The 14,184-nt window shown below is 55.8% G+C and carries 11 protein-coding genes; 8 read left to right on the top strand and 3 right to left on the bottom strand.

Going from position 1 to position 14,184, the window contains the following annotated elements; genetic code table 11:
- The first annotated feature begins 7 nt into the window (after nt 1-7).
- Together Q0V31_RS17480 and Q0V31_RS17475 are read left to right on the top strand one after the other, a co-directional pair.
- Nucleotides 8-1,465, top strand: a complete 1,458-nt coding sequence (locus Q0V31_RS17480) for a sigma-54 dependent transcriptional regulator (protein WP_298189875.1) — start codon at nt 8-10, stop codon at nt 1,463-1,465.
- 217 nt (nt 1,466-1,682) lie between these two features.
- Complete coding sequence (locus Q0V31_RS17475; protein WP_298189873.1) at nt 1,683-4,193, top strand: response regulator; 2,511 nt, start codon at nt 1,683-1,685, stop codon at nt 4,191-4,193.
- A 257-nt stretch (nt 4,194-4,450) separates the two neighbouring features.
- Here the strand turns inward: Q0V31_RS17475 and oprI are convergent, their stop codons facing one another.
- Nucleotides 4,451-4,702, bottom strand: coding sequence for an outer membrane lipoprotei OprI (gene oprI, locus Q0V31_RS17470; protein ID WP_090242095.1), 252 nt, complete (start codon nt 4,700-4,702; stop codon nt 4,451-4,453).
- A 510-nt stretch (nt 4,703-5,212) separates the two neighbouring features.
- Between oprI and Q0V31_RS17465 the strand changes: the two genes are divergently transcribed.
- Complete coding sequence (locus Q0V31_RS17465) at nt 5,213-5,494, top strand: GNAT family N-acetyltransferase (RefSeq protein WP_298189870.1); 282 nt, start codon at nt 5,213-5,215, stop codon at nt 5,492-5,494.
- 61 nt (nt 5,495-5,555) lie between these two features.
- On the opposite strand, the gene Q0V31_RS17460 is transcribed toward Q0V31_RS17465, so the two are convergent.
- On the bottom strand, nt 5,556-6,290 hold the full coding sequence (locus tag Q0V31_RS17460; RefSeq protein WP_298189868.1) for a phosphoadenylyl-sulfate reductase: 735 nt from the start codon (nt 6,288-6,290) through the stop codon (nt 5,556-5,558).
- A 188-nt stretch (nt 6,291-6,478) separates the two neighbouring features.
- Between Q0V31_RS17460 and thrH the strand changes: the two genes are divergently transcribed.
- Nucleotides 6,479-7,096 (top strand): bifunctional phosphoserine phosphatase/homoserine phosphotransferase ThrH, encoded by a 618-nt coding sequence (gene thrH / locus Q0V31_RS17455; protein WP_298189865.1) that lies wholly within the window; start codon nt 6,479-6,481, stop codon nt 7,094-7,096.
- A 93-nt stretch (nt 7,097-7,189) separates the two neighbouring features.
- Here the strand turns inward: thrH and Q0V31_RS17450 are convergent, their stop codons facing one another.
- Complete coding sequence (locus Q0V31_RS17450; RefSeq protein ID WP_298189862.1) at nt 7,190-8,092, bottom strand: DMT family transporter; 903 nt, start codon at nt 8,090-8,092, stop codon at nt 7,190-7,192.
- A 201-nt stretch (nt 8,093-8,293) separates the two neighbouring features.
- Between Q0V31_RS17450 and aceK the strand changes: the two genes are divergently transcribed.
- The 4 genes from aceK (at nt 8,294) to Q0V31_RS17430 (ending at nt 14,100) form a co-directional block, all read left to right on the top strand.
- Complete coding sequence (aceK, locus tag Q0V31_RS17445; protein ID WP_298189860.1) at nt 8,294-10,024, top strand: bifunctional isocitrate dehydrogenase kinase/phosphatase; 1,731 nt, start codon at nt 8,294-8,296, stop codon at nt 10,022-10,024.
- Between the two features lie 5 nt (nt 10,025-10,029).
- Nucleotides 10,030-12,072 carry a TonB-dependent receptor gene (locus Q0V31_RS17440; protein WP_298189858.1) on the top strand — a complete coding sequence of 681 codons (2,043 nt, stop codon included), beginning with the start codon at nt 10,030-10,032 and terminating at the stop codon, nt 12,070-12,072.
- A 98-nt stretch (nt 12,073-12,170) separates the two neighbouring features.
- Nucleotides 12,171-12,308, top strand: a complete 138-nt coding sequence (locus tag Q0V31_RS17435) for a PA1414 family protein (protein WP_298189856.1) — start codon at nt 12,171-12,173, stop codon at nt 12,306-12,308.
- Between the two features lie 226 nt (nt 12,309-12,534).
- Nucleotides 12,535-14,100 carry a PAS domain-containing methyl-accepting chemotaxis protein gene (locus Q0V31_RS17430; protein WP_298189854.1) on the top strand — a complete coding sequence of 522 codons (1,566 nt, stop codon included), beginning with the start codon at nt 12,535-12,537 and terminating at the stop codon, nt 14,098-14,100.
- Nucleotides 14,101-14,184 lie beyond the last annotated feature (84 nt).

Genomic DNA, 14,184 nt, shown 5'->3' with positions numbered 1-14,184 from the left:
GGGATTTATGCACAAGAATCAAATCGAAGGCTCGATCCTATTAATTGAAGACAGCCTGCCTTTGGCCACGTTGTATAGCGAGTACCTGCAGGGGCAGGGGCACCGCGTGGTTCATGCCGAAAACGGTCAGGATGGATTGGTGGCCTTGGGCGAGGAACAGTTTGATCTCCTGTTACTGGACCTGACTCTGCCTGATATGCACGGCTTTGATGTGTTGCGTTACCTGAAGAAAAAAACCATCGATGTACCGGTAGTGGTCGTTACTGCGAGTGACTCGGCCAAGGTTGCCATGGAAGCCATGCGCCTGGGTGCAGAGGACTTCCTGAGTAAGCCTATGGAGGCAGGGCGGCTGCTGGTGACGGTCAACAATGTGCTTAAGCAGCATCGTCTGGAAGACATGCTGGACAGCTACCAGCAGCGTTATGAACGCGATCACTTTGAAAACCTGATCGGTGCATCTCCAGTGATGCAAGGGGTTTACAGGATTATCGAGAGCGCAGCTTCCAGCCGCGCCAGCATTTTCATTACGGGTGAAAGTGGAACCGGTAAAGAACTCTGTGCTGAGGCTGTTCATCGCCTAAGCGACCGCGCTGACAAACCTTTTCTGACCATCAACTGTGCGGCTATTCCACGAGACTTGATGGAGAGTGAGATATTCGGCCATATGAAGGGGGCTTTTACCGGGGCCCATGCCGAGCGCGATGGCGCTGCGACTTTGGCCGACGGCGGCACATTGTTTCTTGATGAGCTTTGCGAAATGGACCTAGAACTGCAAAGCAAGCTGTTGCGCTTTATTCAGTCGGGTACTTTTCAGAAGGTCGGCTCAAGTGTGAGCCAGAAGGTCGATATCCGTTTTGTCTGTGCCACCAACAGAGACCCATTGGAAGAGGTGAGGGCGGGTCGGTTTCGCGAGGACCTTTACTACCGTTTGCATGTCATCCCCCTGCGACTGCCACCCTTGCGCGAGCGTGGCAGCGACAGTCTGCTCATCGCCAATCACCTGTTACAAGACATAAGTGCCAATGAAAACAAGGCATTTCAGGGCTTTTCGGCGGAGGTGGAGTCCATCATCCAAGCGTACCCGTGGCCGGGTAACGTTCGCGAACTGCAAAACGCCATCATGAACATGGTGGTGCTGGGTGAGGGCGAGCAGATTACAGTCGATATGTTGCCTGAGTCGCTGCGCGGAGGACTCCAGCAAAGCGCAACGCCGCATTTATCACCCCCTCCTGCGCCATCAGCGCTTGTGCGTTCAGGCATTTCCTCAGCGCCGGCGAGCTCTGTTCAGGCGGATAACGAAATTCGCCCGCTGTGGATTGAGGAAAAATTGATCATTGAAAGGGCAATTGCGCTGTGTGATGGCAACTTGCCAAAGGCTGCAGCGCTGCTAGAGGTCAGCGCCTCAACTTTATATCGCAAGCGTCAGGCGTGGGAGAAGTCGCCTGAGGAAGAACTGCAGAGCTGACAATGACGCAATTTGCTTTGCAAAATGCAATGCAACTTGCGTGAGCTTGATCTGTTTTTCCGCAAAAACGTCTTGCTTTCGCAACGGCGGTCCCTTGCTGACAGTGCATGCAGCCGTCCTAGAAGGCTGCGCGGTACTTTATACCGAGCTTTTTAGGTTTCGCTAAAACTGGCCTGTATTTTGCGGGGTACTTCTGTATTCGTAAGGAGGGCCACGTATGACCGCACTTAATACAGTGAAAACCCCAGGCACTGATCAATCCGTGCATTGGTGGCAGCGCGGTTTCGTCGCGGCCTGCTTGGCCACTCTGCTGGCTGCTGGCGGCCTGCTTGCTTCGTACGCTTACTACCAAGAGGACTATCGTGCCCAGCGTTCGTTAGAGGAACAGTCCGTCCTGCAAAAGTTGTCCGTAGTCAGGGCGCAGCTTGAGTCCTACCTCAATGGCGATTTGTATTTGGTAAAAGGCTTGATCGCACTGCCTATGGTGAGTCAAACCATCGATGAGCAGTTGTTCTTTCGTGTTGCTGCCGAGTTGGCCAACAAAGATGAGCACATCAAGAGCCTGCAACTGGCCCCCGACGGTATCGTCACCTATGTCTGGCCCTATGATGCAAACAAAGGGGCTATAGGCCATAACCTGCTGGGTGATCCTGAGCGTCGTAAAGCAGCTCAGCGGGCGATTGATGGGCGAGAGTTATGGGTAGCCGGGCCGGTCAAGCTTATTCAGGGTGGAACCGCTGTCATTGGGCGTTATCCGATTTTCGTGACAGAGCCCAACCAATCGCAAGAGCGCTTTTGGGGGTTTGCCAATGTCCTGATTGATTGGGGAGCAATTGTTGAACGCGCTCATCAGGCAGTCGGGGAGTCAGCCGCTGTTGAGATTGCCATGCGCGGCAAAGATGGACTGGGGGCTCAGGGGGAGCTGATTTATGGCCAGCCTGAGGTATTTGCCAACACGCCCATCACCCTGGATGTGGTGTTGCCGGGTGGTGTATGGCAACTGGCGGGTGTGCCAGATGTGGGCTGGACTCAAAAAAACGGCTACAAGTTGGGCCCGCGTTTAGCCTATGCCGCCCTAGTGCTGATCTTAGCTGTGGCATTTTATAGCTTGCTGCGCTTGCCCGTTCGTTTGCGTCGTATGGTGCAGGAAGCCACTGACAACTTGCGTCACAGCGAGTACCGCTTGGTTGATGCGATCGAAGCCATTCCTGATGCGTTTGCCATTTTCGATGCGCAGGATCGACTGGTTTTGTGTAATGCCAATTTTCGTCGTTTTTATGAGCGCAGTGATGCTGTTATTAAACCCGGCACTTCGGCGCGACGCCTGATTGAGTACGGTATTGAGCGCGGTCAATTTGCTACGCAGAGCGATCGCTCTGCAAATATTGATGTGCTGGAAAGCAAGCTGCAGTTACACCGCAGTGGTGAGTCGCATTATGAGGAGTATTTAAGTGATGGCCGAGTGTTGCGGGTTGTGCAGCGACGCATGCGTGATGGCGGCCTCGCTGGTATTCGGGTTGACATCACTGACCTCAAGCGTAAAGAGCTTGAACTGATTGAAGCCCGCCAACGCGCGGATATTTCCAATGATGCCAAGAGTACGTTCCTCGCAACGGTTAGCCATGAGTTACGCACGCCACTGAATGTGGTCATCGGAATTCTGACCGCTTTGGAGCCTTCCAGCCGATTGTCGGTCGAGGAGCGCTCACGTGTCGGTGTGGCTGCGCGCTCAGGTAAGCATCTGCTATCTCTGGTAAACGAAATCCTCGATTTGACACGAGTAGAGTCTGGCAACTTAGAACTGGAGAGTGCGCCCTTTCAATTTGTTGACCTCATTAAACCAGTGCTTAATTATGCGGAATTTTCCTGCGAGCAAAAGGGCTTGAGTTTTGTCTATAACACCAGCGATGGGCTACCGGCTCACTGCATTGGCGACAGCGTGCGGTTGCGTCAGGTGTTGTTTAACCTGTTGTCCAATGCAGTCAAATTCACAGAAAAAGGCACTGTTCGCTTATCAATCAACGCGCAACCAGATGTGAATGGACAGTCGGCCTTTACATTCAGCGTCGACGACTCTGGTCCTGGTGTATCTGAAGAAATGCGTCCGCGATTGTTTGAGGCTTTTGCCCAAGGGGACGCCTCGCTAACGCGTGAGCATGGGGGGGCGGGCTTGGGATTGGCTATTTCTCAGCGCCTGGCTCAGCTGATGGGCAGTGAGATTCTGGTGAGTGAATCCTCGCTTGGCGGCGCACGCTTCAGTTTTACCCTCTCCTTGGCATGTATTCACTTAAAGCCGGCAGTTGAAGAGTGCAAGAGCGCTGAGCCAAATTGGGCAAAGCAGGGCGGTCTGCGTATTTTGGTGGTCGATGACTCCCCGACAAATCAGTTAGTTGTGGAGTGTTTGCTCGAAGGTCGAGGCTACGTATTGAAATATGCCGACAGTGGTGCTCAAGCTTTGCAGGTCGCACAGGAACAACGTTTTGACCTGATTCTCATGGATATTTCCATGCCAGATATGAATGGGGTCGAGGCCACCCAACTGATTCGTGCTGCGCTGGGTAAGCAGTGTCCCGCTATTGTTGCGGTGACCGCCCACTCCATGGCGGGTGATCGCTCCCACTATCTTGAAACAGGTATGGATGGCTTCATCACCAAGCCCATAGATAAGGAAGAGCTGATTAAAGTGATCAGTGCTGTGAAGGCCAGTTCTGAAGAGGCTAAAGCGTAATCGCTTACCCTATATCTGCTTTATCCAACCCTACGGCCCGTTGAGGCAGTAGGGTTTTTTGTGGGTGGCCATTGCTCTGCATCCAAACTCCAAAACGGCTGTTGTGGTCTTCCTGTCGTTCTCAGTGACCTATTGGCGCTGCATGAACATGCCTATCTTGATGGGCTACGTCCTCAGCTTCTCAACAGTTATCGGAACATAGCCAATAAAAAAGCCGACCCAGAGACTGGGTCGGCTTTTCATAGCCTTGTGAGCTATTACTTGCGGCTGGCTTTTTCCAGCATACGCAGAGCGCGCTCGTTGGCTTCGTCAGCAGTTTGCTGAGCCTTCTGAGCAGCGGCCATAGCGTCATCAGCCTTGCGGTAGGCTTCGTCGGCACGGGCTTGAGCGCGAGCAGCTGCATCTTCAGTTGCAGTCAGACGAGCTTCAGTTTCTTTGGACATGCTGCTGCAACCGGTGGCCAGAACTGCGGCCAATGCCAGAGCAGAGAATTTCAGAACGTTGTTCATCGTGTTCCCCTTGAGGTGGAGGTTTTCCATAAAAGCAATTTCCAGATAGTAGGAAATTAGCCGGCGTACATAGTACCTATAACGTGTAGTAAGTAAACGGAGGCAAGGCAAGGCGCAGCGCTTTTTTTCTGATTACTGCAGAGCGGAGCATCTACGGGGTGTCAGTTGCTTAAAAAATAAGCAGTTTTAGAGTGGCTGGGCGTTATTTGCGCAGTATTTATGGAGGTTTAGTGCTGCAGTCGTTAAAAAGTCCGCAACGTAATTTCGGGGTTTTCAGGCGGATGAGCTACTGCGAACTGCGTGGAAAATTACATCGCCGGTAGATGCAGTGCTTCGCTTTTACACATAGCCAACTGCCGCTTTGTGTGATCTAAGCCATTGATTCACGTGACCTCGCAGCTTGTGGCCTGATAAGCTCGCGGTAGTCGCCTACAACTTAATAGGTAAGAAAGTTGTCCCCGTTGCTATAGAAGCAACGGGCGGGTTGAGCGAGTGAACAGAGGAGTTGCGATGAGCGAGGCGTTGTCCATTCACCATGACCTGGCGGGTCATCAATTCGAGACCACAGTGGATGGTGATCGGGCGTATCTGGCTTATATGGATCTTGGCAAGCAGACGCTGGATATCTATCGCACCTTTGTGCCCAACTCGTTGCGTGGACGAGGGATCGCTGCGGCTTTGACCGAGCACGCACTGCAGTATGCAGAACGCTTGGGCTACACCGTGATTCCGTCGTGTTCCTATGTCGAGCGTTATATGGTGCGCCGACAGAGGCCGGCAGATAAGAGCTGAGAGATTCGGTTAACGGAAAAGGCCAGTCCATGACTGGCCTTTTTTATATTTGCTCTTGCCATCAGCTCTTGGCGATCAGGTTGCCGGCATGCAAACCGCACTCTTTCTGTGTGGCCTCTTCCCACCACCAGCGACCTTCGCGTTCATGCTGATTCGGCAGCACAGGGCGAGTGCAGGGTTCGCAGCCGATGCTGATAAAACCGCGCTCATGCAGGCTGTTATAAGGCAGCTCCAGCATGCGGATATAGGCCCAGATATCTTCACTGCTCATCTGTGCCAGCGGGTTGAACTTGTACAGGGTGTTGTCTGCTGTGGAAAAGGCCGCATCGATTTCGACCGCTGCAACCTGGCTGCGTGTGCCAGGGCTTTGATCGCGTCGCTGGCCGGTGGCCCAGGCTTTTACCGTGGCGAGTTTGCGCCGTAGTGGGGCGGTTTTACGGATGCCACAGCATTCACCGTGACCGTCCTTGTAGAAGCTGAACAGGCCCTTTTCCTTGACGAGGGACTCCAGTGCCGTGGCCTCGGGAGAAAGTACGTCGATGCTGATGCCATAGTGCTCACGCACCTGGTCGATAAAACGATAGGTTTCCGGATGCAGGCGGCCGGTGTCGAGGCTGAATACGTTGACGTTTTTGTTGAGTTTCCAGGCCATGTCGACCAACACCACGTCTTCCGCGCCGCTGAAGGACAACCACAGTTCATCACCGAAGTGTTCGAAGGCGAGTTTGAGAATCTCTTGTGGCGACTTGTTGGCGTAGCTCGTCGCCAGTTCGGCTACGTCGAAGGGAAGGCTCATCGGGCTTAATTCCTAGTTAGGGTGACGTCGAGCGTCTTGTGCCGTGATGGTAGCAAAAGCAAGTTATGCGACTAAATAACGAAGTACCTCAGTAGACCTGTCATTTGGGTATAAGGCTCTGCGTTGCAGAGCGCTGGGGGAGCCGCTAGAGTGCCGCCTCTCAAATAAATCCAAGCTAGGAGTGTCCTGTGGAAATCGCGTGTCTCGACCTGGAAGGCGTGCTGGTCCCGGAAATCTGGATCGCTTTCGCGGAAAAAACTGGCATCGAATCGCTGAAGGCGACTACCCGGGATATTCCGGACTATGACGTGCTGATGAAACAGCGTCTGCGCATTCTGGATGAGCACGGCTTGAAGCTGTCCGACATCCAGGAAGTGATTGCCACACTCAAGCCTTTAGACGGCGCAGTGGAGTTTGTGAATTGGCTGCGAGAGCGCTTTCAGGTGGTGATTCTTTCGGACACTTTCTATGAGTTCTCCCAGCCGTTGATGCGGCAGCTGGGTTTCCCGACGTTGTTGTGCCACAAGCTGATCACCGATGAAAGCGATCGCGTGGTGGATTACCAGCTGCGTCAGAAGGACCCCAAGCGTCAGTCGGTACTTGCCTTCAAGAGCCTGTACTACCGGGTCATTGCGGCGGGTGACTCGTACAACGACACCACCATGCTTAGTGAGGCTCATGCCGGCATCTTGTTCCATGCCCCGGACAATGTGATCCGTGAATTCCCACAGTTTCCGGCTGTGCACACCTTTGCAGAGCTCAAGGGCGAGTTCCTCAAAGCGTCCAATCGCCAACTGAGCCTGTAATCAATCGGTGATTGAAAACCCGGTATTCGCGGGTTCTTCAGGCAGTCATCCCAACACCCTGCGTGGACTTGATTCGCGCAGGGTGTTTTGTTTTCAGCTGCGATCAGGTTGCGCACTTGTGCTGGGGCGTACCACTAGCCACAGGGCGATCGCAATCAACACGCCGCCGTACAGATAGGCCCAAGACAACGGCTCATCCAATAGCAGTGCGCCCCACAGCACGCCGAAAGGCGGGATCAGAAAAGTTGTGGTGCTGGCCTTGATCGGGCCAACATCACTTAGCAGGCGGAAATACAACACGTAGGCGAGCGCCGTGCAGATAAAACCCAGCCCGGCGAGAGACAGCCAGACGTCGAGCCCACCCCAGCTAGCAGGCGGTTGTATAACCAGCGAGCCACCGAACAGCGGCAATAGAAATAGGCTTGCACCACACAGGCTGGCAAAGGCAGTTAGGCGGTTATCCAGGCCACCCTGCATGCCGATCCAGCGCCGCGTAAGAAAGCCGGCAAAGCCATAGCAGGCCGTCGCAATCAGGCAGGCGGCTGCGCCGAGCAGCAAGGTCAGGTCAAACTCCACTGGGCCAGTGCGGGTCAGCACGGCGACGCCAAATAGGCCGACAGCTACTCCAGCGGCCTTGCTCATAGTCATGGCCTCAGCAAAGAACAACATGCCGATCAACACGCCCATCATCGGCGTGGTGGCATTGAAGATGGCCGAATAACCAGCGGGCAATACCAGCGCTGCCATGCAGTACATGGCAGAAGGCAGGCCTGCGTTAATTACTCCCAAAATCAGGCAGTGCTTGAGCTTGCCGTTGAAGTCCCAGCGCACCCGCATCAGCAGCAGAATCGCCAGCAGCCCAAGCATGCCCAGGCTGGCGCGGAAAAAAGCAGTCGGCATGCTGCCGAGCACAGGCGCAACGATGCGCATAAACAGAAAGCTCGCGCCCCAGATAGCAGCAAGCAACAGCAGACGCATCAGGTCGACAAGGCGCACAGCGGGCTCCAAGGCAGTTAAAAAGGCCGAACAGTGTTGCCGGGCTGGTGCGCCAAGGCAATTCGAAATGCACTTTCAAAGCGGATGATTGGCAATATTTCGCTGGCGATAAGCGCGTATCCAGGCAATGCCGGCTTTTACTTGGTGCAGTCACTGGATAAGCTCAAGGGAATGTTCGCATTCACCTGTAGGGGTTCGTTTATGCCACAGCAATGGCCGGCCGGCGCGATAGCTGCGCTTATCCTCGAAGGCTTTGACGATTACCGTGAGCAGTTCCGCCAGATCACCAACGGCGCGCGCGTGCGATTTGAGCAGGCTCTGTGGCAGGAAATCCAGGAGGCATCGGCGGATCGTATTGCCCTGTATGAAAAGTGTGTGAGCGCTGTTAGCCGGCAGTTGCGCGAGGCTTATGCGGCTGAGGTATTACTGGAGGTGGAGCAGTGGCCACTGGTCAAGTCGGCCTATATCGTGTTGATTAACCTGCGCGATGACGATGAGTTGGCGGAGACATGGTTCAACTCGATTTTCTGCGGGTTGTTCAGCCATGACCAGATCAATGACGGCTGCATGTTTATCCACACCACCCGCCCGGCACTGCGGGTTAATGCACGTACCCCACAAACCCGCTTGTACGAACCCAAGGGCGATGTCGAGCAGGCTTTGCGGCAGATCTTCGAGGATTTCAGTTTTGAGGTTGGCTACGAAAACCTGGAGCGCGACTTAAGCCGGCTGTTCAAACAATTGCGGCAAAGCCTGCCGGACTGGGTGTGCAAGGACCCTGATCTGCGCATTGAGCTGTTTGCTTCACGCCTGTATCGCAACAAGGGTGCGTACCTGGTGGGACGTATCTACACCTGTGATGAGCAATGGCCGCTGGTGATTCCGCTGTTGCACCGCGAAGGGCAGGGCATCCAGGCCGATGCGCTGATCACCGACGAGGCCGAAGTGTCGATTATCTTCTCCTTTACCCGCTCCTACTTCATGGTACGGGTCGGTTATCCGGCGGAATTCGTCGGCTTTCTCAAGCGTATTTTGCCGGGCAAGCACATTGCCGAGCTGTACACCTCGATCGGCTTCTACAAACACGGTAAGTCGGAGTTTTACCGTTCCCTGATCAACCACCTGGCGACGACGGATGACAAGTTTGTCATGGCCCCCGGCGTCCGTGGCATGGTCATGAGCGTGTTTACCTTGCCGGGCTTCAACACCGTCTTCAAGATCATCAAGGACCGTTTCTCGCCGTCGAAAAACGTCGATCGCAACACGGTGATCGAGAAGTACCGCCTGGTGAAAACGGTCGACCGGGTCGGACGCATGGCCGATACCCAGGAGTTTGCCGACTTCCGCTTTCCGTTGAGCAAGTTTGATCCGCAGTGCCTGGCCGAGTTGTTGGAGGTCGCACCGTCGACCGTCGAGGTTAATGGCGACACCGTACTGGTGCGCCACTGCTGGACCGAGCGACGCATGACGCCGCTGAATTTGTATGTGGAGAGTGGCAGTGAGGCTCAGGTGCGCGAAGCGTTGGATGACTACGGCCTGGCCATCAAGCAGTTGGCGGCAGCGAATATCTTCCCGGGCGACATGCTGCTGAAGAACTTTGGCGTGACCCGTCATGGCCGCGTGGTGTTCTACGACTATGACGAAATCTGTTTCCTGACCGAAGCCAACTTCCGGCGTATACCCCAAGCACGTTACCCGGAAGATGAAATGTCCTCCGAGCCTTGGTATTCAATCGCACCGATGGATGTGTTCCCTGAGGAGTTTCCGCCGTTTCTGTTTGCCAATATGCAGCAGCGCAAGTTGTTCAGTGAGCTGCATGGGGAGTTGTATGACGCTGATTACTGGAAAAGCCTGCAGGAGGCAATTCGCGCGGGCAAGGTGATCGATGTCTTCCCGTATCGGCGTAAAGACCAAGCCGACAGAGAGTACTGAGCGGCGTGCGCTCTTCCCTAAGCGGCATTGCGGTCGCTGCGTGTCTGCTTGTCGATACTGCCGTGGTACAGGCGGCCGCCGACACCGCAGCCGCGGCTGACGAGTTGGCGCCGTTGCTGATTACAGCGCCACGCACCAGTACACGCTGGTTGAGCATGCCGGCCGCCGTCAGCGTGGTTGATGTGGCTGACGCACCAGGTGAGCAGCGTTTAGCCTTGGACTCGTTGCTGGCCCGTGTGCCAGGGGTGTTCAGCCTCAATCGTTACAACCTCGCGCAAGGCCTGCGCCCGGCTATTCGCGGGTTCGGTGCGCGCGGTAATTTTGGCGTGCGCGGAATCCGGGTGTTGGTCGATGGCGTGCCCTTGACCATGCCGGACGGGCAGACCGAACTCGACGGCCTCGACCTTGGTTTGGTTGAGCGCATGGAGGTTTTGCGTGGGCCGGCCTCAGTGCAATATGGCAATGCCGCTGGCGGCGTGCTGGCCATTGAAACCCGCGAGCCGCCGGCCCTGCCTTCGATGCAGCTGGATGTGAGCACAGCAAGCCTCGGCTATCAGCGTATACGCGCTGAAATCGGCGGCAGTGCAGGCAACTTGGGTGCGCTGCTGGCAGTCAACAGTACCCGGTTGGACGGTTACCGCGAGCACAGTCGCGCGCACACCAATAGCCTGACTGGCAAGCTGCGCTGGTATGCGCCGACAGGGCGCTTACGACTGAACTTCAATGCCATCGACAACCGCGCTGAAGACCCCGGCGCTTTGACTGCGGCGCAGGTTGAAACGGACCGTCGGCAACCAGCGGCGAACAACCTGCGCTTTGATGCCGATGAGTTTATTCGTCAGCAACGTCTGGGTTTAGTGTGGGATGGCTATGCGGCGGGCTCCGACCAATATCAACTGCGCAGTTACCTGGGCCAGCGTGAGTTCGGTAATCGACTGGGCTTTGCCACGAGCGGGCAGACCACCTTCGAGCGTTATTTCTCCGGGGTGGGTGGGCAGTACAGTCATCACCGCGCACTCGCGGGACTGCCGCATAAAATCACTACCGGCTTCGATCTTGAGGCGCAGCGAGATGATCGGCGGCGTTACGACAATCTGCTCGGCGAGCGCGGGCCGTTGCGCCAGCAACAAGATGAGTCGGCGCTTAGTCAGGGGCTGTTTATTGAGGATCAACTCGACCTGAGTGACTCGTGGCAGGCCACGCTCGGCGTGCGTTATGACCACGTGCGCTTGGCGGTGGATGACGGTTACCTGGCCGACAGGCGCGATGATTCAGGCTCGCGCAGCCTGGAGGACTGGAGCTACAGCGCCGGCCTGAGTTATCGCCTTACCCCGCAGCAGTCGCTGTATGCCCGCCTGGCCAGCTCATTCGAAACGCCGACAGTCAATGAGCTGGCAAGCCCACAAGGCGCTGGGTTCAATGCAGTGTTGCAGCCTGCCCAGGCGCTCAGCCGAGAGCTGGGGATCAAAGGCGAGTGGCCCGCGTTGCGCTATGCCCTGGCACTTTATCGGATTGATCTGGAGGATGAGTTGCTCGCATTTAGTTTGCCGACTCAGCCCGGACGTAACTTCTACCGCAATGCCGGGCAGTCGCGCCGTGATGGCGTTGAGTTGAGCGTCGATTGGCAGCTGGCCGAGGCTTGGCGCTGGTCCATGGCTTACGCCTTCAACCGCTACCGTTTTGCGGAGTTTCAAACGGCCACTGGCGACTTTTCAGGCAAACGCCTCCCTGGTATTCCCCGGCAAAGCTTTTTCAGCGAAATAGCCTATGAGCGACAAGGTGCATATGTCCGTTTGGGCGTCACCGCCCAGGCGCGGGTATATGCTAACGATGCCAATACGCAGTCAGCTCCGGGGTACGCCTTGCTGAACCTGCGTCTCGGTAAGCACTTGAGCATCGGCGAGCAACGCGTGGAGCCTTACCTGGGTATCGATAACCTGCTTGGGCGTGAGTATTTCGACAACCTACGCATCAACGATGGTGGCGCGCGTTATTTTGAGCCAGGCCCGGGGCGTACGTTGTATGCGGGGCTGCGTGTATTGTTTTAATCGCGGGTGAGCAAGCGGCCGGCATTTTCAATCAGCCTGAACTAGGCTGAGAGGGAGTGTCCAAGCACTTATCGATGTTCTTGGTTGGAGGCTTTTACATGAACGCTAAATTGCAGAACGCCTTGCTTGACCTATTGGCTGCCCTTGGCCTGCGTGAACGGCCATCCCTGCAACCTATTCCCGTACGCAGTAATACGCCGGCATCTCCTGTCGACCGCGGCCGTCGTCGTTCATAAGTCGCCAGAACTAGCTGCGTCTGTGACGCAGCTAGCCTAAGTCTGTGCTTGGGCGCACCTGCCTACCGCCCTGTAACTCTACTGTTGTTCGGACTGGCCCTGTGCAATGCAAGGTCTGCCGCCGCGCGGGCGGTAAATAATTCAAGCAAGCATTTTCTAGCGAGTTAGCACTGTTGTGCTAGACCTACAGCCACAGCTGCGAAAAATCAGACAGGGATAGCTCACTATGCGCCAGAACCTCCCAGTAACCCAGCGAGAAAAAACCTTCCCCGCGCATGAGCGGCTAATTTCCACCACTGATCTGAACAGCAACATCACCTACTGCAATGATGCCTTTGTTGACGTCAGCGGCTTCACGCGTGAAGAGCTGATCGGTCAGCCGCATAATCTCGTGCGTCACCCTGATATGCCTCCCGCCGTGTTTGGCCATATGTGGGAGACCATCAAACAGGGCAAGCCCTGGATGGGGATCGTCAAGAATCGCTCGAAAAATGGTGATTACTACTGGGTCAGCGCTTATGTCACGCCGATCTATGAAGGTGGCCAGGTTGCAGGTTATGAATCGGTGCGCTCCTTGCCTAATGAAGCGCAGAAGCAGCGGGCGGATAAGCTCTATGCACGTTTGCGTGAAGGCAAACCGCCGGTGCCTAAATTGGCGTACTGGACGCTGGATATTATCCAGTCATGGCCGTTGATTCTGGCGGGTTTACTGATTCTCGGCGGGCAGTTTGTACTCAGCGGCCCTTGGCTCTGCGGGGGAATTGTTGTCGTAATGTTTGGCCTCGGCTCCTACCAGCTTGCGGCTAAGCGCCGCCTGATTAGGCAGACACTTGCCGAGCACCCCAAGGCGTTTACCAGTGCACTGGTCGCCTTAACCTATACCGACAACCGTGGTGCGCAAGCCTTGCTTGATATGGCCATGATCAGCGAAGAGGCACGTTTGCAGACGGCGTTGACGCGTATTGAGGATGCGGGGAACAACGTCAAAAAGCATGCGTCGCGCTCGGCGGATCTGTCGCGCTCTAGTGCGCAAATGCTTGATCAACAGCGCAGTGAAACCGATCAGTCGGCAACGGCGATCAACCAGATGGCCGCAACCATCCAGGAAGTTACGCATAACGTACAGAGCACTTCACATGCGGCAGAGGAGGCGGATCGCCTGGCCAAGCAGGGTTTACAGTTGGCCGGCGGTAGCCTGGAGTCCATGCAGCACATGGCTAAGGCCGTGGTGGACATTGGTCAGGCGGTTAATGATCTGGCCAACTCCACTCAGTCAATCGGTAGTGTCGCCGATGTGATTACCTCGATTGCCGAGCAGACCAACCTGCTGGCACTTAACGCTGCAATCGAAGCCGCGCGCGCCGGTGAGCAGGGGCGAGGTTTTGCCGTGGTGGCCGATGAGGTGCGCTCGCTGGCGTCCCGCACGCGGGAGTCGACTGAGCAGATCCATCAGATTATCTCCTCACTGCGCGCGGGTGCCGATCGGGCAGTGGTAACGGCGGGCAAAGGTGAAGCAATTTCCAAGCAGAGTGTCGAGAGTGTGGAGTCTGTGCGCAGCGCGCTGGATGGCATCAGCGCGGCGGTCAGCCAGATTACCGGCATGAGCCAGCAAATGGCCTCGGCATCCGAAGAACAGAGTCATGTGGCCGAAGACATCAGCCGTCAGATTACGCAGATCGCCCAACTCTCTGATCGCAGTGCTGAGCAGGCCCATCAGGGGGCGACGCTTGGCCAGGAGCTGGAGGGTATGGCGGATTATCTGCACAGCCTGGCGGAGCGCTTCAATCGCTGAGTAAGGCGGCTGCTAGGTTATCGGCCCACCTCTGTATGTGAGGCGGGCCGATTTTCTATGGGTTATGGCAAACTGCGCGGCTGA

The organism is uncultured Pseudomonas sp. (assembly GCF_943846705.1).
Classification (GTDB): Bacteria; Pseudomonadota; Gammaproteobacteria; order Pseudomonadales; family Pseudomonadaceae; genus Aquipseudomonas.
This window is presented reverse-complemented; position numbering and strand designations above follow the sequence as displayed.

What these genes read in the sequence shown, in the direction of transcription:
- Q0V31_RS17480 (WP_298189875.1), top strand. Translation starts at nt 8, where the DNA reads ATGCACAAGAATCAAATCGAAGGCTCGATCCTATTAATTGAAGACAGC.
- Q0V31_RS17475 (WP_298189873.1), top strand. Translation starts at nt 1,683, where the DNA reads ATGACCGCACTTAATACAGTGAAAACCCCAGGCACTGATCAATCCGTG.
- oprI (WP_090242095.1), bottom strand. Translation starts at nt 4,702, where the DNA reads ATGAACAACGTTCTGAAATTCTCTGCTCTGGCATTGGCCGCAGTTCTG.
- Q0V31_RS17465 (WP_298189870.1), top strand. Translation starts at nt 5,213, where the DNA reads ATGAGCGAGGCGTTGTCCATTCACCATGACCTGGCGGGTCATCAATTC.
- Q0V31_RS17460 (WP_298189868.1), bottom strand. Translation starts at nt 6,290, where the DNA reads ATGAGCCTTCCCTTCGACGTAGCCGAACTGGCGACGAGCTACGCCAAC.
- aceK (WP_298189860.1), top strand. Translation starts at nt 8,294, where the DNA reads ATGCCACAGCAATGGCCGGCCGGCGCGATAGCTGCGCTTATCCTCGAA.
- Q0V31_RS17435 (WP_298189856.1), top strand. Translation starts at nt 12,171, where the DNA reads ATGAACGCTAAATTGCAGAACGCCTTGCTTGACCTATTGGCTGCCCTT.
- Q0V31_RS17430 (WP_298189854.1), top strand. Translation starts at nt 12,535, where the DNA reads ATGCGCCAGAACCTCCCAGTAACCCAGCGAGAAAAAACCTTCCCCGCG.